The following is a 17,424-nucleotide window of genomic DNA, read 5'->3' as shown; positions in this document are numbered from 1 at the left end:
ACGGCGCCGACGTCCCCTGGACAACCGCGCCGGACTTTTTCTCAGCCTTCGACGATCTCCCACTCGGAGTCCGCGGTCTCGCGGTCGTAGACCTGCCCCGGCGCCGCCTTGAGCACCGATCGGACGTCCGGGTACAGGTTCGCGACGTGCTCCAGCTCCAGGCCTTCCACCTCGAAGTCCTCCGCCTCGGGGACCTCGAAGCCGACGAACAGCCAGGTGCCGTCCTGTTCGCGGACGACCTGGCGGACCGCGCGCACCGGCTGCTGCGAGCCGGTCGGGATCTCCGTCAGACCGGTGCTGATCTGGGCTTCGTCGTCCGGTGAGCCCGCGAACTTCCAGGCCGCGCGGCGCTGGCCGAGCAGCCGGATGTCCTCGTCTTCGTCGTCGGAACCGGTCACCGACGACAGCAGCCACGTGCGGCGCTCGGGGTCCCAGTCGGCGGCCATGCCCGTCGGCAGGCCGGCCAGCGCGGCCAGCTGCGGGAGCAGCTCGAAGGCCTCGCGCACCGACATCTTGCCGAAGCTTTCGCGGTTGACCACGACGTCCTCGGACAGCTCGGTGCCGTCGCTGATGAACCAGTCGTCCTCGTCGTCCAGCACGACGAAGCCCAGCGCGTCCGGATCGTTGACCAGGGCCAGGGCGATGATCACCGGCGCTTCCGGGTCCTGGCGCAGCGGCCATTCCGTCGACATGCGCCATATCCCACCATCGGCGCGCCCGGCGCCGAGACCCGGGGGTCACCCGATCGATTAATTCATCAAGCGTTGATATCATCGGTCCATGGTGCTGCCCAAGGGACTCGCCCGCTTCAACCGCGTGGCGACCAACCGGATCAACAAGTACGTCGTGAACTGGGCGCCGGGCTTCGGCATGCTGGTCCACAAAGGACGCAAGTCCGGCAAGGAGTACCGCACACCGCTGAACGTCTTCCGCACGGACGACGGCTTCGTCGTCGCCCTCACCTACGGGCCGGACACGGACTGGGTGAAGAACGTGCTGGCCGCGGAGAGTTGCACCGTGGTCACCCGGCGGCGTAATTACCGCGTGCATTCCCCCGAGCTCGTGCATGATGAGTCGCGCCGAGCGATGCCGACGCCCGTGCGGCAGTTCCTCGGCCTGCTGAACGTCCACGACTTCCTGCTGCTGAAGCGGGACTAGGGGGAGAAATGCTTGACGGGGAGCTCGTCCGGCTGCGCGCGCTCGAACCGGAGGACGCCGAAAAGATCCACGCGTGGCAGAGCGACCCCGAGGTCAGCCGGTGGATGGACAACAGCCATCCGCGGTCGCTCGCGCAGATCCGCAAACGCGCCGAAGAACGCCCGCTCAACAGCTACGAGCTGGTCATCCTGGGGATCGAAGCCGACGGCCGGCTCATCGGCATCGTCGACCTGCGGGACGCCCAGCCCGAGGTCGGTAACGCCGAGCTGGACATCTACATCGGCGACCCGGAGTACCGCAACGGCGGCGGCTACGGCACCGAGGCGCTGCGCCTGATGTGCCGCTACGGCTTCAACTCCATGCGGCTGCACATGATCACGCTCTGGGTGGTCGCCGAGAACGAGCGCGCGCGGCACGTCTACCGGAAGGCCGGGTTCGCCGAGGACGGCCGCCACCGCGAGGCGTTCGTCGCGCCCGACGGCGAGCGCCACGACATGATCCTGATGAGCCTGCTCAAGGGCGAGCTCAAGTGGTGAGCCGCCGCGGCGCCTTCCGCCGCCACGCCTCTTCGAGCAGCTCACGCAGCTGATCGACCTTCACCCGATCGAGGTCGACGATGATCGAGCCGGACCCGTCGTAGTGCGGTGTCGTGAAGAAGGCCGCGTCGCCGGAATCCAGCAACGCGGCCTTCTCGTCGAGCCCGCACATCACGACCAGGCCGCCTTCGGCCTCGGTGCGCAGCCGCGCGAAACCCTTGCCCGCCACCTTCAGCGCGGGCGTGCGGTACCAGGTCGACGCCTCGACCTCGGGCAGTTCCGAGGCCAGGCGTACGACGTCTTCCCAAGTCGTCATGGGTCCATTGTCGACCCGGCGTCTTGGAAGAACCGGATCACGGCAGCTGCGTGATCCGGTCGGCCGCGGGCGGGGCCAGGTTCGGGTGGGCGCCCAGGTACGCGATCAGCGCGTCCAGGTCCACCGGTCCGCCGGCCAGGTCCGTGCCCTTGGTGAACTCGGTGAAGCCGTCCCCGCCGGCGGCGAGGAAGTTGTTCACCGACACGCGGAACGTCGCCGCCGGGTCGACCGGCGTGCCGTTCACCGTGATGTTCGAGACCCGCGAGCCCTGCGGCGCGGACGCCGAGTAGCTGTAGTGCAGCGAGCTCGAGATCTGCAGGATGCGCGTGGTCGTGCCCTGCCACTGCTGTTCCAGCACGTTCTTCAGGTTCGCGCCGGTCAGCGTGATCGTCTGCATGATGTTCGCGAACGGCTGGACGGTGAACGCCTCGCCGTAGGTCACCACGCCGTCGCCCTCGTTGTTCGCGGACGACTGGTACGTCAGGTCGGCGCGGATGCCGCCCGGGTTGGTGATCGCGACGACCGCGTTGTTCGACTGCGTGCCCGCGAGCTGCGCGTCGGCGATGACGTCGCCGAGCGAGGACTCACCGGCCGCGTTGCCCGCCGCCGGCAGGTCCGCGGTGATGGTGCCGACCTGCCGGTTCGCGATCGGTGCCGCCTTGCTCTTGGCGTCGGCGACCAGCGCCGCCACGGCCGGGTCCGGCGTGACCGTGCGCGTGACGATCTCGTTGTGGGCCTGCGTGGCCGACCGGACGACGTCGCGCGTCTTCAGGTTGATCTTCAGGTCGACGACCGACAGCAGCCGGCCGAACGACGAGCCCTGGATGACCGTGCGCGGCTGACCGGCCGGGTCGTTGATGACGCAGTTGTACTGCTGGTGGCTGTGGCCGGTGAAGATCGCGTCGACCTTCGGGGTCACCGCCTTGGCGATCGCGGTGGCCGGGCCGGGCAGGGTCTTGCAGTCGTTCGGGCCGGTGGCCTCGGTGTTGTCGCCCTGGTGCAGCAGCACGACCTGCGACTTGACGCCGAGGAAGTCGAGCAGGTTCGCGGTGCGGTTGATCGCCTCGACCTCGTCACCGAACTTCAGGCCCTTGATGGCTTCGGGCGTGACGACGGTCGGCAGGTCCTTCAGCGTCGCGCCGATGACGCCGATCGGGACACCGCCTTCGAACTTGACGGTGAACGGCAACAGCGCGGGCAGGCCGTTGGTGAAGTACACATTGGACCCGAGGAACGGGAAGTCCGCACCCTTGAACTTCTTGTCGAACTGGCAACCGTCCGTCGGGTTGCAGCCGCCGAACTGCATGCGCTGCAGCTCTTTGTAGCCCTCGTCGAACTCGTGGTTGCCGACGACGGACGCGTCGACACCGATCTGGTTCAGGAAGTCGATGGTCGGCTCGTCGTGGAACAGCGCGGAGATCACCGGCGACGCACCGACGTTGTCCCCGGCCGACAGCACGAGCGAGTTGCGCACCTGCGAGCGAAGCTGCTTCACGTGCGTCGCCAGGTAAGCGGCGCCACCGGCGTCCACAGTGGTCCCGTCGGACTGCGTCACCCGGCCGCTGGAGCCGGACGGCGGCTCCAGGTTCCCGTGGAAGTCGTTGAACGTGATGATCCGGACGTCGGTGGTGGGGTCCGGGCGCTGGCCCGCGGACGCGGGTGCGGTGGTCACCGCCGTCGTCGCCAGCGCGGCCGCGGCGAGCACCACGAGCCGGGTTGAAAGCCTCATGCGTGTTTCCTCCGATTCGCGCCCAAGTCCCCTTACGGGCGCACGGCGGAGGATTCTGCCTCGCTGGGCAGTCGGCTACCAGGGTCAAAAGACGGACGTAAAGCGAATGTCACCTAACGGCTTCCGTCGAGCAGCACGCGCGCGACGAGTTCGGGGTCGTCGTTCATCGGCACGTGCCCGCAGCCGGGCAGCAACCGGAACGTCCCGTCGGGAGCGACCTTCCGCAGGTCGGCGACGCGCGGGCGGGCGAGGATCCGGTCGTACTGGGCCCACGCGATGGTCACCGGGACGCCGGTGACCGGGCCGGTGAAGCGGAAGTCGCCGCGGGACTGCGCGGCGGTCGGCTCGAAACCCGGCGCGGTCGCGAGCGCGTGGGCGTCCTCGACGACGGCGTCCGGGGTCAGCAGCCCCGGCTTCCCGACGATCATCCCGGTCAGCGCCTTACGCCCGGCGGGAGTCGCGGCGATGCGGCGCACGACGTGCGGCGGCGTGCGCTGGGCGAGCGCGCGGTGGGCCTTGAGCGTGGCGATCGCGTACATCTTCTGCGTCCGGTTCCACAGCCCGGCCGGCGACAACGCCGTGACGCTGCGAACGAGCCCGGCCTGGCCGAGCGCGAGCGACAGCAGGCCGCCGAGCGAGTTGCCCGCGACGTGCGGCCGGTCGAGGCCCAGCTCGGTGAAGAGCTCCTTGAACATGACCAGCGCGGGTTCGACGCCGTACCCGCCGGACGGCTCGGGCGACTCGCCGAAGCCGGGCAGGTCGACGGCGATGACGTCTCGATGCGGCGTGAGCAGCGGAACCACCGGCGCCCACGCCTGACGGCGGTGGCCGATGCCGTGGATCAGCACCAGCGGTTCGCCGTGGCCTTCGCGGTCATAGACAACGTCGTCCATTACCCGAGAGTAAGTCCGGGCCGGAAGAAAATCTACAACCGCCGGTAACAGTTACTCTGCGTCCGGGTGAACCCGCGTCCCGCTGTCCGCCGACCGCTGGACGGCGCCCAGCACGCGGTGCACGCGCAACGCGTGCGCGAAGTCCGGCAGGTCGCCCTTCAGGTGCCGCGCGTAGGCGTGCGCGACGTTGTACGACGGCTCGGCACTGCGCCCGGCCAGCTGCGGCAGCTCGTACCGGGTCGGCACGGTCAGCTTCTCCAGCACGCCGGTCCGGCTGCCGCGCAGCGTCACCTTCGCGATCCAGAACAGCGGATCCGCGGCAGTGAGGACCAGAGTGCCCTCGGTGCCGTTGATCTCCCAGTGGAAGTCCGTGGCGGGCGACGACCCGCCGCGCAGGTGCAGCGACGCGACCGCGCCACCGTTCAGCACGCCGCTGACGGCGATCTGGTCCGGCGCCGTCATCGCGACGGACTCGCCGGTGACCTCGTCGCGCACCCGCGACCGGACGGTCGCCACCGTCGCCGACAGCTCGGAGAACCGGCCGAGCACCATGTCGAACGCATCGACGGTGTGTGCGAACGGGATCGTCAGCATGGTCGCCCCGCCGTCGGGGTGCAGTTGGTAGCCGCGCCCGGCCCGGACCGACGGACCCCAGTTGCCGCCCGAGCCGATCAACGACGTCGAGAGCACGCGGCCGACGTAACCGTCCTTGATGAGGTCACGCAGGTAGCGCAACGCGGGCGCGGACCGCCCCTGCAGGCCGACGGCCGTCTTGGCGTCCTTCGCGGCTTCGGCCAGCGCCTCCGTGTCGGCCAGGCTCGCGCCGAGCGGCCATTCGCTGAGCACTTGCTTGCCCGCGGCCAGCGCGGGCCCGATCAGCGCCCGGTGCTCGCTCGCCTTCACCGCGACGACGACCAGGTCGACCTCCGGGTGCCGCGCCAGCTCCCCGGCATCGCCGAAGGTCAGCGGCACGCCGTACTTCTCCCCGGCCACCCGCGCCGACTCGGCGCTGCTGCCGCTCAGCGCGCGGAGTTCGTAGCCTTCCACCGCGGCCAGCGCGGGCACGTGCGCGGTGGCGGCCCAGCCGCCGTTCGCGCTGAGCCCGACGATGCCGACCCGGACCGGTGCCATGAGCGTTCCTTTCGTTGCCCTGCACAAGACTTCGACGTGCCGAGCGTCGTGGTCATTCCCGGGTCAGCGCAAGCCGCATCCGGTTACGTCTCCCTTTGCCGCTGATGACTTCGAACTCGCCGGTGAGGACGAAGCCGAGCCGCTCGTAGACGCGTCGCGCGCGGTCGTTTCCCTCGAAGACGTGCAGACCGATCGCTTCCGCGCCGGCTTCCCCGGCCGCTTCGCGGACGGCGGCCATGAGGTCCGCGGCCACTCCGCGACCGCGCGCCTGTGGCGCAACCCACATCGAGAAGACCAGCCATTCCGGACTGTCCGGCCAGCCGCAGACGAGCGCGACAGCGTCTTCGCCGTCGAACGCGGCGAACCAGGCGCGGTCACGGAGCCAGGCGCGCCAGTCCTCATCGGGCTTGGCGCGTTCGACCGCGACGAGCGAACCGAAGTTCTCGGGCGTTTCCGCCAGCGCGCGGAGCCGGATTTCGCGCAGCACGGGGGCGTCGTCGGGAGTCAGCCGTCGCACGTGGACCATTCGGGCAGGCTCGCACGCACGGAGGGTTCGGTAACACCGAATAATGCGCGCGCGATGAGGCGATCGATCCGGCAACTGGGGGAAGTATGGGCATCGAGGTCGTACTCGTGGTGCTGGCCGTCGTCGTGCTGCTGATCGGCGGCACGGTGTTCAGCGCGTGGCGGGCCGAGCGCTCGGAGGAACGCGAAGACGACTGACCGATCGGCCGAGAGCCGCTTCGGCCGAGTGGCCGAGGGGGTCCGGCTCTTCGACCGAAGCGACCCCGGGTCATGATCCATAACGTCGATGGCATGACGAACGCACAGGTCACCGCCCTGCAGTACGGGTTCATCGGCTTCCTCGCGCTGTGGACCGTGGTCCTGGTGCCGCAGCTGATCACGCAGCTGGCCCGGCACGGCGGCCTGCGCCTGCGCGGCATCGTCACCACCGGCGCGGTGCTGCTGTACGGCTGCATGACCCTCGCGGTCGTCTTCCTGCCGCTGCCCGGACCCGGCACGCGCCGGCTGAGCCAGACGGTGCAGCTGCACCCGTTCCAGTGGATCACCGACATCCACACGGAGCTGCTTAAGCACGGCGAGCCGCTGTCGCAGTGGTTCATGACGCAGACGTTCCAGCAGGCCTGCATGAACGTGCTGCTGTTCGTCCCGCTGGGAGTGTTCGCCCGGATCCTGTGGCGCCGCGGCCTGACCGGCACCGTCCTGATCGGCTTCGCGGCGTCCCTGCTGATCGAGATCACGCAGGTCACGGCGAACTTCGGGACGGCGCCGTACGTCTACCGCATCTTCGACGTGGACGACCTCATGAACAACACGTTCGGCGCGGGAATCGGCTGGGTGTTCGGGGCGCTGCTGCTGGCGGTCCTGCGTTCACCGGTCGGCGCGCAGCCGGCCCGGCGCGAGCGGGTCCACTTCGCCGAGACGCGCTAACCGGGCTTTCCGCTGCAGGGCGGCCCGCTTGGCGGACCGGCGATCCTCGAGCACGACGACGAGGACGGCGACGGCCAGAACCAGCGCGACGAGCCCGAGGACGATCGCAAGCTGCACGAAATCCTCCTCGATACGGCGCTGTGCGGGAGATCACAACAGGTTACGCAGGTCCGTGGTGAATTCGCTACCCCCGGCGACGAGTCGCCGGCCGGACACTGGACGGGTGCGCACCCGACCCACGAAGGACCAGCTGGCCGCCGCGCAGGACACGACCATCCCGGACGTCCTCGCGCCCGGCCTCGACGTCCTCTTCTGCGGCATCAACCCCGGCCTCTACTCCGGCGCCCTCGGGCAGCACTTCGCCCGCCCGGGCAACCGCTTCTGGCCCGCGCTCCACAACGGCGGGTTCACCCCGCGCCTCTTCCGGCCCGAAGAGCAGGACCAGCTGCTCGACCTGAAGCTCGGCATCACGAACGTCGTCGCCAGGACCACCGCCCGTGCCGACGAGCTCACCGGCGACGAGCTGCGCGAAGGCGGGAAGCTGCTCGCCGCGAAGGTCCTCGAGTACCGGCCGCGGTGGCTCGCCGTCGTCGGGATCACCGCGTACCGGACCGCCTTCGGCTTCCCGAAGGCGCGCGTCGGCCGGCAGGAGCACCGGATCGGGGACACCCACGTGTGGGCGCTGCCGAACCCGAGCGGGCTCAACGCGCACTGGACGCCGGCCGGGCTCGCCGCGGAGTTCGCGGAGCTGCGGACCGCATCCCGGGGTCGTCGAAATCGTTGAATACGGAGCGGGCAACCCTCAGTAGCACCAACCGCCCCATCAGGTCCTTTCCAGCCCGGTCGAGCCGACTTCTCCCGACGGATTTCTACTCAAAGTTTGCTGTGACCGACGGATTGGGCCATGAGGGGGAGTTGGCGTCATGAGCTGCGCAATCGCGACTCGTACCAAGCAGGAGGAGTCACTTTTGGCCGGTCCCGGCAGGGGGAACCGGACGGTGCCGGACGCGTGAACCGAGGGGTCGCGTCAGGCGTCCCAAGAGCGACGGCGCAGAGACGGAGGCCCACGATGCACGGCATCGAGCCCACCCGCAGGCCCATCGGGCCGACCGGACCCGGCGGGCGAAGTCTCGGCGTGGCGGTCGTCGACCCCGTCCCGATCTTCCGCGACGGCCTGGCCGCGCTCGTCCACCGCAGCCAGGGGCTGCACTGGGCGGGCCAGGCGGCCAGCCACCACGCCGCGCTGCAGCTGTGCGAGCAGGTCAAACCGGACGTCGTCGTGCTCGACTCGGCACTCGACCCGAACTGCCACCTGACGAAGCTGCTCAACGCCGGCGACCCCGCGCTGATCCTGGTCACGCTCATCCGTGACACGAATCGCACGCAGCAGTACCTGGCGGCCGCGATCGGCGCGGGCGCGCACGCGATCGTGCCGCGGTCGATCGACTCACGACGGCTCGCCGAAGCGATCCGGCGCGCCCACACCGAGCGCCGGTACATCGACCCGGCGCTGGCCGCGCTCACCGCCCGGCCGAAGCGGTCGACCGTGCCGAAGGGCGACCTCGCCCACGACAGCCCGCCGGCGCCGCGCGTCGGGATGCCGCTGTCCCGGCGCGAGTACCAGGTGCTCCAGCTGGTCGCCGAAGGCCTGGAGAACTCCGCGATCGCGAAGCTGCTGTTCCTGTCCGTCGAGACGGTCCGGACCCACGTCAAGAGCATCCTGCGCAAGCTGTCCGCGCGGGACCGGACGCACGCCGTGACGATCGCCTTCCGGGGCGGGATACTGGTTGCCCGGGCGGAGGACGGCCACGTGCCGGTGACTGCCGACACAACGGCCCTTCCGGGGCAGCGCTGACCCCTGAAGAGGCCCGGATTTCCGTACTCGGAAGTGCGGATCTGCTTGCTCCAGTTACCCGCAGGTAATATCCTGAAGTTACCGGCGAGTAAGGCGACTGTGTGCCCGGCCGGGGAGCCGAACACATTGGAGTGACGACATGGGCCACTACAAGAGCAACGTCCGAGACCTGGAGTTCAACCTCTTCGAGGTCCTCGGCGTCCAGGAGCGCCTGGGCAAGGGTGTGCTCGCCGAGTCCGACGAGGAGACCGCCCGCGGTGTGCTGTCCGAGCTGAACAAGCTCGCGACCGGCCCGCTCGCCGAGTCCTTCGCCGACGCCGACCGCAACCCGCCCGTGTACGACCCGAAGACCTTCAGCGTCAAGATCCCCGAGTCGTTCAAGAAGAGCTACAAGCAGCTCCTTGACGGCGAGTGGTGGCGGCTCGGCCTCACCAACGACCTCGGCGGCTTCGGCCTGCCCCCGACCGTCCAGTGGGCCGCGTCGGAGCTCATCCTCGGCGCCAACGCCCCGCTGTTCATGTACCTCGCGGGCCCCAACTTCGCGATGATCGTGAACAAGAACGGCACCGAAGAGCAGAAGCACTGGGCTCAGCTGATGATCGACCGCGCCTGGGGCGCGACGATGGTGCTGACCGAGCCGGACGCCGGCTCCGACGTCGGCGCGGGCCGCACCAAGGCCGTCAAGCAGGAGGACGGCTCCTGGCACATCGACGGCGTGAAGCGGTTCATCACCTCCGCCGAGCACGACATGAGCGAAAACATCATGCACCTCGTGCTGGCCCGCCCCGAGGGTCCCGGCATCGAGACCAAGCCGGGCACCAAGGGCCTGTCGCTGTTCCTCGTGCCGAAGTTCCACTTCGACACCAAGACCGGCGAGCCGGGCGAGCGCAACGGCGCCTACGTCACCAACGTCGAGCACAAGATGGGCATCAAGGCCTCGACGACGTGCGAGCTGACCTTCGGCCAGCACGGCACCCCGGCCAAGGGCTGGCTGCTCGGCGAGGTGCACGACGGCATCGCGCAGATGTTCCAGGTCATCGAGTACGCCCGGATGATGGTCGGCACCAAGGCCATCGCGACGCTGTCGACGGGCTACCTCAACGCGCTCGAGTACGCCAAGGAGCGCGTCCAGGGCGCCGACCTGCCGAACATGCTGAACAAGGCCGCGCCGCGCGTCACCATCACGCACCACCCGGACGTCCGCCGCTCGCTGATGCTCCAGAAGGCGTACGCCGAGGGCCTCCGCGCGGTGTACCTGTACACGGCGTCGTTCCAGGACCAGCTGTGGACCGGCGAGGGTGACCAGAAGGTCGCGCACGGCGTCAACGACCTGCTGCTGCCGATCGTCAAGGGCGTCGGCTCCGAGCGCGCCACCGAGCAGCTCGTGCAGTCGCTGCAGACGCTGGGCGGTTCCGGCTTCCTGCAGGACTACCCGATCGAGCAGTACATCCGCGACGCCAAGATCGACTCGTTGTACGAAGGCACCACGGCGATCCAGTCGCTGGACTTCTTCTTCCGCAAGATCGTCCGCGACAAGGGTGCGTCCCTGGCCTTCGTCGCCGGCGAGATCACGAAGTTCATCGAGTCCGAGGCGGGCAACGGCCGGCTCAAGAACGAGCGCGGGCTGCTCAAGCAGGCCCTCGAAGACACCCAGGGCATGCTGGGCTCGCTGATCGGCTATCTGACGACGTCGCAGGAAGACCCGCAGAACATCAACAAGGTCGGCCAGCACACGGTCCGCCTGCTGATGTCGGTCGGCGACCTGCTCATCGGCTGGCAGCTGCTCAAGCACGCCGAGGTCGCCATCGCGAAGCTCGACGCGGGCGCGTCCGCCAAGGACGTCCCGTTCTACGAGGGCAAGATCGCCGTGGCCTCGTTCTTCTCGAAGCAGGTGCTGCCGGAGCTGACCTCCCGCCGCGCGATCGTCGAGGCCGCCGACAACGCGCTCATGGAGCTCGACGAAGCCGCCTTCTGATGGTCACGAAAAGGGCTCTCCTCACGTGAGGGGGGCCCTTTTCGCGTTTCGGGGCCACGCGGTGCGGGCATTCCGCTCACCGAGTCCGACGGACCCGAGTGGCCGGGTTCGCGGATCCTTGAGAGGAGCAAGTGATGACTGTTGCCGGCATCGTCAGCGCACTCATCGTCGGGCTGATCATCGGTGTTCTGGGCCGGCTGGTCGCACCCGGCAAGCAGGGCATCCCGATCTGGCTGACCATCGTGATCGGCATCATCGCCGCCTTCATCGGCACGGCCATCGCGCGGGGCATCGGGTACGCGGACACAGACGGCATCGACTGGCTGGAGATCCTCACCCAGGTCGTCCTCGCCGCGATCGGCGTCAGTTTGGCAGCGGGGCTCTACGGCCGCCGCGGCGTGACGAGGTAGCAGCTTTTAGAGACCCGGCCCGGGCCGGTCCGCTGTCGGGGGCGGACCGGGCCGGGTCTTTTCGTGTCTCACTCCATCGGGGGTCTGCGCGGGCGGTTCGCCGGGATCGGTGCCACCGTGGCGCTTATTGCGCTATCCGGAGGAGGCAGCTGTGCTCGGCGGACTTTGGGGCATCATCTCGACCATCATCGTGGGCCTGATCCTGGGCGTGCTCGGCCGGCTGTTCGCGCCGGGCGACCAGAAGATCCCGATCTGGCTGACCATCGTCGTGGGCATCGTGGCCGCGTTCATCGGCAACTGGCTCGCCGGGGTGTTCGGCGTCAAGGACACGAACGGCATCGACTGGATCCGGCACGTGTTCCAGATCGTCGCCGCCGTCGTCGGGGTCATCGCGGCTTCGGCGATCTACGCGAGGATCAAGGGCGGCAGCCGCACTAACGCCTGACGGCCAGGCCTGCGCCGGCGAGCAGCAGCACGGCGGCGCAGGTCATGGTCGTGGTGATCGCGGTCGCGGACGACGTCACGGCGAGAGTCAGGAACAGGCTGCCGAACGTGGCCACGCCGACGACCTGGCCCAGCTGCAGCGTGGTGGTCAGCAGACCGCTGACGTCCGCCGCGCGCTCGAGCGGGACGTGCGTCAGCGCGTTCACCATCAGGGAGCCGAACGCGGGCCCCATCGACAGCCCGAACAGCACCAGGGCCACGGAGAACAGCGCGCCGCCGTCCTGGCCCAGCCCGAGCAGCGCGTAGGCGATCGCGGATCCCACGTAACCGCACGGGGTCAGCCAGGCGTGCACCCGCCGCGGCAGCCGGTTCCAGAAGAACCCGCACAGGCCGAAGACGACGCCGCCCGGAGCCATCGCCAAGCCCGCGGCCATCGCCGTCTTGCCGAGGCCCGACTGCAGGTGCAGCGACACGCAGAAGAGGAAGCCGCCGTAGGACGCGACGCCCAACGCGAGCGTGGCCAGACCCGGCGCGACACCACGGATCTTGAGCACCGCGAGGTCGACGAGCGGGTCGCGCACGCGGCGTTCCACGACCACGAACAGCACAGCCAGCAGAATGCCCACGGCGATCGAGCCGTACGTCCAGGCCGGCCAGCCGGTTTCGTGCCCGAGCACCAGCGGCAGCACGACGAGCACCACGGCCGGCACGGCGATCGCGAGACCGGCGAGGTCGAGGCGCCGGCCGGCCTTCGCGGCACCACCGGGCACCAGTTTGATCGCGAGCAGGGCCACCAGCACGCCGATCGGCACGTTCACCAGGAAGACCGGCCGCCAGCCCGCCCCGAACAGGTCGGCGCCGACGAGCACCCCGCCGACGACCTGGCCCGCGACGAACGCGACCGAGATGACCGCGGTGTACGCGCTGAGCGCCTTCGCCCGCGCGGGCCCGGTGAACTGCGCCTGGATCACGCTGATGACCTGCGGCATCATCAACGCCGCCCCGGCGCCCTGCGCGATCCGCGCGGCGATGAGGATCTTTTCGTCCGGTGACAAGCCGCAGAGCAGCGAGAAGACCGTGAAGGCGATGGTGCCGGTGACGAACAGCCGTCGCCGTCCGAACAGCTCGCCGAGCCGGGCGCCGGTGATCAGCAGCATCGCGTAGCCCACGGTGTAGCCCGAAACGACGAGCTGCAGCGCGGCACCGGACGCGTGCAGGTCGGTGCGGATGTCGGTCATGGCGACGTTCACGACGGTGACGTCGAGCAGCGCCATGAACTGGCCGAGCAGCAGGACGGCCAGCATGAACCACGGCCGCCGGTCCGGCCGGGCTTCCCGGTCCGTGGCCGGGGCAGGGGTGGTCAGTGTCATGCTCCTGACCCTGCTTTTCCTGGTGGTCCGGCGGAGAGAGCCTGCCGGTGCTGGTGCTGGGAGTACCTCCTTCGGCCAAAACTGTCGTACCCCTCCGGCACCATGTCCCGTATGACCCAGACGCAGGTCCGCACGAACCGCCGAGAGGAACTCGGCGGGTTCCTCAAGGCGTGCCGGGCGCGGATCGGCCCGGCGGAGGTCGGGCTCGCGCCCGGCCCACGCCGTCGTCTCAGCGGGTTGCGCCGCGAGGAGGTGGCGCTGCTCGCCGGCGTCGGCGTCACCTGGTACACGTGGCTGGAGCAGGGGCGGCCGATCAACGCGAGCGCGCAGGTGCTCGACGCCGTGGCGCGCACGCTGCGGATGGACCACCCCGAGCGGGAGCACCTGTACCGGCTGGCGGAGCTGACGCCGTCACGGCTGCCTTCGTCGGTCGAAGCGGTGCCGGAAGCGGTGCGCGAGGTGCTGCGCGCGCTGGATCCGTTGCCCGCCTCGGTGGTCAACGGCCGGTTCGACGTGCTGGCGTCGAACGCGGCGCAGGAGGACCTGTTCTGGGAGTGGCACAGCCTGCCGTGCCTGCACAAGAACCTGCTGTGGTGCTGCGTGACCGAGCCGGCCGCGCGGGCGTTCCTACTGAACTACGACGAGGAGGTGCCGCACATGGTCGCGCGGATGCGGGCCGAGTACGGCAGGCACCTCGGTGACCCGTGCTGGGAAGAGGACATCCGGCGCCTGTCCGCGCTGAGTCCCGAGTTCGTCGAGCTGTGGGAACGCCACGAGGTGGCCGAACCGCGGGCGCGGCTGCGCCGGCTGGAGCACCCGCAGGCCGGGCGGCTGAACTTCCGGCTGACCGAGCTGGCGGTGTCGGAGGTGCCGGGCCTGCGGATCCAGGTGTCCACTCCGGACGACGCGGCCACCTGGGCGTTGCTGCCTTCGACGCGGCGGTCGTCATGACGGCACTCGACCTGAGCAGCCAGGGGCTGACGTCGTTTCCCTCGCTTCCACCCAGCGTGACCCGGCTCGATCTCTACTCGAACTCGCTCGCGTCGGTGCCTGCCTCGTTGTGGGAGCACACCGGGCTGGAGGTGCTCAACCTCGCGACGAACCGGCTTTCTTCACTGCCCCCGGGGATCTCGGCGCTGCAGTCGGTGCACACGCTCGACCTGGCGCACAACCGGTTCGAGTCGCTGCCGGAGGAGCTGGGTGAGCTGGCCGGGCTCACGGAGTACCTGTACCTCAGCGACAACCGGCTGACGGCGTTCCCTTCGGCGTGGTGCCGGTTGGGCCGGTTGCGGTACCTGGGCTGCACGGACAACCTGATTTCTTCGCTGCCTCCGGACCTCTCCGGGTTCTCTTCGCTGCGCGAACTCCGGTTGTACCGCAACGGGTTGACCGCGCTACCGGAGTCGATCGGGTCGCTCGGCGCGTTGCGGGAGCTGCACCTGCGGGGGAACCGGTTGACTTCGCTGCCCGAGTCGATCGGGTCGCTGGGTGAGCTGCGTCAGCTCGACCTGCGGGAGAACCTGCTGGTCTCCCTGCCGCCGTCGATCGCTCGGCTGTCCAAACTGGACAAGCTGGATCTGCGGTGGAACAAGCACTTCCGGGAGCCGGCGTGGCTGCGCGACTTCGAGGAGGCGGGGTGCATGGTCCTTCGCTGACAACTCAACAGAGGATGGTCGGGCGCGGACCGTAGGTCGCGGTGTGCGACGTCCGGCGGACTTCGGCGCCGCTCGCGAGGTCGTAGAGCACGCGCGTGTCGGTGACGCTGAAGCCAGGCGTCCCGATCGACGGCTGGCACGGGCTGGTCCCCCCGAACTGGACCGGCGGCGGGTCTCCGGGGGTCTGCGCACCGGTCTGGCTGTCGACGCGGTAGTGGCGGGTGCCCCAGATCCGGACCGTCACGGAGTCGCCGGAAACGATGGCTTGGACGGCGATCCCGGTCGGCGAGTCGTTGGTCAGCTTGAGCTCGACGGGGCTGCCGTCGGCGTTGACGGCCTTGGCGTCGCGACCGGCGGGGTAGCGGTCGAGGTAGTGGTCGTGCTCGAGGTGGCCGCCGTCGGTCAGGCCGGCGAGGTAGCCCGCGTTGTACAACGTGGACGCGAGCTGCGAGACGCCGCCGCCGATGACGCTCGCGCCGGTGCCGTCTTCGTCGGCCGGGGCGGGCACGTAGCCGTTGTCGGCGGTGCGCGGGCCGGAGCGGGCGCCGAGGCTGAACGTCTCGCCGGGCTTGATGATCGTGCCGGACACGCGGTCGGCGAGCGTCCGATTGTTCGTCGCGGCCGGGCCGGTCAGGCCGCCGGTGGTGAACTCGCCGACGACTTCCTTGATGCCGAGCGCGCTGGCGGCGTCGGTGGTCACGCCGGGCTTCGTCGCGCTGTAGACGACGGGGAGGTCCCGGCCGTCGGTCTTCTTGAGCACGTCGATGAGCGGCAGGAAGGTCTTCTCCCAGTTGACCTTCCGGGCGTCCTCGGACGGATCGACGGATGGTTGGTCGCCGGTGAAGACGATTTGGGCGTCCTTGCCGTCGGTCTCGGTGCTGGCAAGCCCGTCCTTGAGCGCGGCCTGCAGCTTGCCCTGGTCGATGCGGACCTCGACGGCCCCACCCTCGACAGCGGCGAACTGAAACGACGACGCGATCGTCGCGGGCGTGAGCGGAACGTCCTTGCCCTGCCCGTGCACGACGACGGGCTTCGCAACGGCGGGCACGACGATCTGCTGGTAGGCGGCCTGAACGCCGGCCGCGGTCGCCTTGACGGGCGTGATCGCCATGCCGAGCTTGACGCCACCGGGGTCGAGCCAGTGGTCGGTGACGGTCCGCACGGCGCCGCCGAGATCGGTCAGCTGCTGGCCCTGCCGCGGCAGGATCGGGTAGGCCGTGACTCCACCGTCCCCGACCGCCATGAACCCGACCGCGCCTTCGGTGGCGGGGTGGTCCAGCCTGCCCTCGGCGAGCTCGCGCACGGCCTGGCTGATCTGATCCGGATCGGTCCGCGTCGCGACACCGACCTCGCGGCTGCTGAAGAAGGACATGATCCGCGTGATCGGACTCAGCGGCTGATGCCCGGCGAGCCCGAGGGTGTTCGGCCAGTCGAGCCCGAGCCCGGACCGCGAGGGCACGAGCTCGGCCTGGACATCACCCCCGTGAATGACAACGGGCCGGGTGAGCCGAGGCTCGAGTTCCTGCCGCAGCTTGGCTTCCGCCTCGGCATGGGTCATCCCCCCGACCTCGACGCCGGCAACGGTCACCCCGCGCGGAACATCGCCGGCGCTGGCGACGAGGTCGATGGCGTAGAGGATGACGAAGAGCCCCAGCGCGATCCCAACGGACATCATGGTCCGGGCAAGGCCTTTGCGAAGCTTCCGCGCGGGACTTTCGGGGGCGGGCGGTGGAGTGGGGGTCTCGAGGAGTTCGCCGAGAAGATCATCGGCGAAGAGATCGGTGGTAACGGCGGGAGGATCCGCGGCCCCGGCCAGCGGTTCATCCGGCTCGGCTGTAGGTGGCAGCTCCGCGGCTGGGGTCTCGGCGACCGGCACCGCAGCTGTTTCGGCCGCGGCGGGCAGATCCGCGGGCGCTGCTTCGAGTTCTGCGCCCGATTCGGCGGGTTCGGCGGCGGGCGGCTCCGCCGCTGCCACTTCGACCGCGGGAGGAGTCTCCGCGGCCGCGGGCTCAGTCGCACTTTCGGCCACGACCGGCGATTCCGCGGGCGTGACCCCAGCGGTCGACTCCACCACGACCTCAACCGCGGCAGGCGACTCCGCGGTCACAGGCTCGAGCTCCCGCACCTCGGCGGGCTCCCGCGCCTTGTCTTCTGCCACGCCCCCGCCCTACAGGTAGAGGCCCGTTCCGTGTTCGGTTCGCTCGGTCGCTACCGCGTGGATGTCGCGCTCGCGCATCACCAGGTGCCCCGCGCCCCGGATTTCGACCTCGAACTGGTCGTCCGGGTTGAAGAGCACGCGGTCGCCGATCTTGACGTTGCGCACGCTGTTCCCGACGCCCAGCACGTCACCCCACGCGAGCCGGCGCGCGACCTGCGCCGTCGCCGGGATCACGATGCCGCCGCTGCTGCGGCGCTCGCCCTCTTCCGGGGACAGCCGCACGAGCACGCGGTCGTGCAGCATCTGGATCTCGAGTTTCGCCCCGTCAGACACGCCTCGCAT

General features: G+C 69.6%; 20 protein-coding genes. 10 read left to right on the top strand and 10 right to left on the bottom strand.

The window, feature by feature from the left end; genetic code table 11:
* Window positions 1-41 precede the first annotated feature (41 nt).
* The gene (locus AB0C38_RS03085; protein WP_360665584.1) at window positions 42-692 is read right to left on the bottom strand and encodes a hypothetical protein; all 651 of its coding nucleotides are present in this window, start codon (window positions 690-692) and stop codon (window positions 42-44) included.
* Between the two features lie 88 nt (window positions 693-780).
* On the opposite strand from AB0C38_RS03085, the gene AB0C38_RS03080 reads away from it, so the two are divergent.
* Together AB0C38_RS03080 and AB0C38_RS03075 are read left to right on the top strand one after the other, a co-directional pair.
* Window positions 781-1,158: a nitroreductase family deazaflavin-dependent oxidoreductase gene (locus AB0C38_RS03080; RefSeq protein ID WP_360665581.1), complete on the top strand. Its 378-nt coding sequence runs from the start codon at window positions 781-783 to the stop codon at window positions 1,156-1,158.
* Window positions 1,159-1,166: 8 nt separating this feature from the next.
* Window positions 1,167-1,694 carry a GNAT family N-acetyltransferase gene (locus AB0C38_RS03075; protein ID WP_360665578.1) on the top strand — a complete coding sequence of 176 codons (528 nt, stop codon included), beginning with the start codon at window positions 1,167-1,169 and terminating at the stop codon, window positions 1,692-1,694.
* Here AB0C38_RS03075 and AB0C38_RS03070 read toward each other — a convergent pair.
* From AB0C38_RS03070 to AB0C38_RS03050, 5 genes are all read right to left on the bottom strand, one after another.
* Window positions 1,684-2,010 carry an MmcQ/YjbR family DNA-binding protein gene (locus tag AB0C38_RS03070; protein ID WP_360665575.1) on the bottom strand — a complete coding sequence of 109 codons (327 nt, stop codon included), beginning with the start codon at window positions 2,008-2,010 and terminating at the stop codon, window positions 1,684-1,686. The genes AB0C38_RS03075 and AB0C38_RS03070 overlap by 11 nt on opposite strands.
* Before the next feature lie 37 nt (window positions 2,011-2,047).
* A complete protein-coding gene (locus AB0C38_RS03065) occupies window positions 2,048-3,739 on the bottom strand; it encodes a bifunctional metallophosphatase/5'-nucleotidase (RefSeq protein WP_360665573.1) in 1,692 nt (563 codons plus the stop codon).
* A 113-nt stretch (window positions 3,740-3,852) separates the two neighbouring features.
* The gene (locus AB0C38_RS03060; RefSeq protein WP_360665570.1) at window positions 3,853-4,632 is read right to left on the bottom strand and encodes an alpha/beta fold hydrolase; all 780 of its coding nucleotides are present in this window, start codon (window positions 4,630-4,632) and stop codon (window positions 3,853-3,855) included.
* Between the two features lie 51 nt (window positions 4,633-4,683).
* On the bottom strand, window positions 4,684-5,763 hold the full coding sequence (locus AB0C38_RS03055) for a Gfo/Idh/MocA family oxidoreductase (RefSeq protein WP_360665567.1): 1,080 nt from the start codon (window positions 5,761-5,763) through the stop codon (window positions 4,684-4,686).
* A 52-nt stretch (window positions 5,764-5,815) separates the two neighbouring features.
* Window positions 5,816-6,289 (bottom strand): GNAT family N-acetyltransferase, encoded by a 474-nt coding sequence (locus tag AB0C38_RS03050; protein WP_360665564.1) that lies wholly within the window; start codon window positions 6,287-6,289, stop codon window positions 5,816-5,818.
* Between the two features lie 290 nt (window positions 6,290-6,579).
* Here AB0C38_RS03050 and AB0C38_RS03045 point away from each other — a divergent pair, with 290 nt between their 5' ends.
* Window positions 6,580-7,215 (top strand): VanZ family protein, encoded by a 636-nt coding sequence (locus AB0C38_RS03045; RefSeq protein ID WP_360665561.1) that lies wholly within the window; start codon window positions 6,580-6,582, stop codon window positions 7,213-7,215.
* Here the strand turns inward: AB0C38_RS03045 and AB0C38_RS03040 are convergent.
* Window positions 7,156-7,332 (bottom strand): hypothetical protein, encoded by a 177-nt coding sequence (locus AB0C38_RS03040; protein WP_360665558.1) that lies wholly within the window; start codon window positions 7,330-7,332, stop codon window positions 7,156-7,158. The two genes, AB0C38_RS03045 and AB0C38_RS03040, sit on opposite strands and share 60 nt — an antisense overlap.
* Before the next feature lie 106 nt (window positions 7,333-7,438).
* Between AB0C38_RS03040 and mug the strand changes: the two genes are divergently transcribed.
* The 5 genes from mug (at window position 7,439) to AB0C38_RS03015 (ending at window position 11,900) form a co-directional block, all read left to right on the top strand.
* Window positions 7,439-7,999: a G/U mismatch-specific DNA glycosylase gene (mug, locus tag AB0C38_RS03035; RefSeq protein WP_360665555.1), complete on the top strand. Its 561-nt coding sequence runs from the start codon at window positions 7,439-7,441 to the stop codon at window positions 7,997-7,999.
* Between the two features lie 285 nt (window positions 8,000-8,284).
* Complete coding sequence (locus tag AB0C38_RS03030) at window positions 8,285-9,070, top strand: response regulator transcription factor (protein ID WP_360665553.1); 786 nt, start codon at window positions 8,285-8,287, stop codon at window positions 9,068-9,070.
* A 139-nt stretch (window positions 9,071-9,209) separates the two neighbouring features.
* Window positions 9,210-11,045, top strand: a complete 1,836-nt coding sequence (locus AB0C38_RS03025) for an acyl-CoA dehydrogenase (protein WP_360665551.1) — start codon at window positions 9,210-9,212, stop codon at window positions 11,043-11,045.
* Window positions 11,046-11,179: 134 nt separating this feature from the next.
* Window positions 11,180-11,455: a GlsB/YeaQ/YmgE family stress response membrane protein gene (locus tag AB0C38_RS03020; RefSeq protein ID WP_360665548.1), complete on the top strand. Its 276-nt coding sequence runs from the start codon at window positions 11,180-11,182 to the stop codon at window positions 11,453-11,455.
* 151 nt (window positions 11,456-11,606) lie between these two features.
* Window positions 11,607-11,900, top strand: coding sequence for a GlsB/YeaQ/YmgE family stress response membrane protein (locus AB0C38_RS03015; protein ID WP_360665546.1), 294 nt, complete (start codon window positions 11,607-11,609; stop codon window positions 11,898-11,900).
* On the opposite strand, the gene AB0C38_RS03010 is transcribed toward AB0C38_RS03015, so the two are convergent.
* Complete coding sequence (locus AB0C38_RS03010) at window positions 11,890-13,269, bottom strand: MFS transporter (RefSeq protein WP_360665543.1); 1,380 nt, start codon at window positions 13,267-13,269, stop codon at window positions 11,890-11,892. The genes AB0C38_RS03015 and AB0C38_RS03010 overlap by 11 nt on opposite strands.
* A 111-nt stretch (window positions 13,270-13,380) precedes the next feature.
* Between AB0C38_RS03010 and AB0C38_RS03005 the strand changes: the two genes are divergently transcribed.
* On the top strand, window positions 13,381-14,220 hold the full coding sequence (locus tag AB0C38_RS03005) for a helix-turn-helix transcriptional regulator (protein ID WP_360665539.1): 840 nt from the start codon (window positions 13,381-13,383) through the stop codon (window positions 14,218-14,220).
* Window positions 14,217-14,924, top strand: a complete 708-nt coding sequence (locus AB0C38_RS03000) for a leucine-rich repeat domain-containing protein (protein WP_360665537.1) — start codon at window positions 14,217-14,219, stop codon at window positions 14,922-14,924. The genes AB0C38_RS03005 and AB0C38_RS03000 overlap by 4 nt, the downstream gene beginning before the upstream one ends.
* A gap of 4 nt (window positions 14,925-14,928) precedes the next feature.
* Here AB0C38_RS03000 and AB0C38_RS02995 read toward each other — a convergent pair whose 3' ends face one another.
* Together AB0C38_RS02995 and AB0C38_RS02990 are read right to left on the bottom strand one after the other, a co-directional pair.
* Window positions 14,929-16,596: a VanW family protein gene (locus AB0C38_RS02995; RefSeq protein WP_360665535.1), complete on the bottom strand. Its 1,668-nt coding sequence runs from the start codon at window positions 16,594-16,596 to the stop codon at window positions 14,929-14,931.
* A 495-nt stretch (window positions 16,597-17,091) separates the two neighbouring features.
* Window positions 17,092-17,424 (bottom strand): co-chaperone GroES, encoded by a 333-nt coding sequence (locus AB0C38_RS02990; protein WP_360665532.1) that lies wholly within the window; start codon window positions 17,422-17,424, stop codon window positions 17,092-17,094.

Source organism: Amycolatopsis sp. NPDC048633 (assembly GCF_040650695.1).
GTDB lineage: Bacteria > Actinomycetota > Actinomycetes > Mycobacteriales > Pseudonocardiaceae > Amycolatopsis.
This window is presented reverse-complemented; position numbering and strand designations above follow the sequence as displayed.

Bases quoted from the DNA above. Each gene is read 5' to 3' on its own strand.
- AB0C38_RS03085 (WP_360665584.1), bottom strand. From the start codon at position 692: ATGTCGACGGAATGGCCGCTGCGCCAGGACCCGGAAGCGCCGGTGATC.
- AB0C38_RS03080 (WP_360665581.1), top strand. From the start codon at position 781: ATGGTGCTGCCCAAGGGACTCGCCCGCTTCAACCGCGTGGCGACCAAC.
- AB0C38_RS03075 (WP_360665578.1), top strand. From the start codon at position 1,167: ATGCTTGACGGGGAGCTCGTCCGGCTGCGCGCGCTCGAACCGGAGGAC.
- AB0C38_RS03070 (WP_360665575.1), bottom strand. From the start codon at position 2,010: ATGACGACTTGGGAAGACGTCGTACGCCTGGCCTCGGAACTGCCCGAG.
- AB0C38_RS03065 (WP_360665573.1), bottom strand. From the start codon at position 3,739: ATGAGGCTTTCAACCCGGCTCGTGGTGCTCGCCGCGGCCGCGCTGGCG.
- AB0C38_RS03060 (WP_360665570.1), bottom strand. From the start codon at position 4,632: ATGGACGACGTTGTCTATGACCGCGAAGGCCACGGCGAACCGCTGGTG.
- AB0C38_RS03055 (WP_360665567.1), bottom strand. From the start codon at position 5,763: ATGGCACCGGTCCGGGTCGGCATCGTCGGGCTCAGCGCGAACGGCGGC.
- AB0C38_RS03050 (WP_360665564.1), bottom strand. From the start codon at position 6,289: ATGGTCCACGTGCGACGGCTGACTCCCGACGACGCCCCCGTGCTGCGC.
- AB0C38_RS03045 (WP_360665561.1), top strand. From the start codon at position 6,580: ATGACGAACGCACAGGTCACCGCCCTGCAGTACGGGTTCATCGGCTTC.
- AB0C38_RS03030 (WP_360665553.1), top strand. From the start codon at position 8,285: ATGCACGGCATCGAGCCCACCCGCAGGCCCATCGGGCCGACCGGACCC.
- AB0C38_RS03025 (WP_360665551.1), top strand. From the start codon at position 9,210: ATGGGCCACTACAAGAGCAACGTCCGAGACCTGGAGTTCAACCTCTTC.
- AB0C38_RS03020 (WP_360665548.1), top strand. From the start codon at position 11,180: ATGACTGTTGCCGGCATCGTCAGCGCACTCATCGTCGGGCTGATCATC.
- AB0C38_RS03010 (WP_360665543.1), bottom strand. From the start codon at position 13,269: ATGACACTGACCACCCCTGCCCCGGCCACGGACCGGGAAGCCCGGCCG.
- AB0C38_RS03005 (WP_360665539.1), top strand. From the start codon at position 13,381: ATGACCCAGACGCAGGTCCGCACGAACCGCCGAGAGGAACTCGGCGGG.
- AB0C38_RS03000 (WP_360665537.1), top strand. From the start codon at position 14,217: ATGACGGCACTCGACCTGAGCAGCCAGGGGCTGACGTCGTTTCCCTCG.
- AB0C38_RS02995 (WP_360665535.1), bottom strand. From the start codon at position 16,596: ATGTCCGTTGGGATCGCGCTGGGGCTCTTCGTCATCCTCTACGCCATC.
- AB0C38_RS02990 (WP_360665532.1), bottom strand. From the start codon at position 17,424: ATGCGAGGCGTGTCTGACGGGGCGAAACTCGAGATCCAGATGCTGCAC.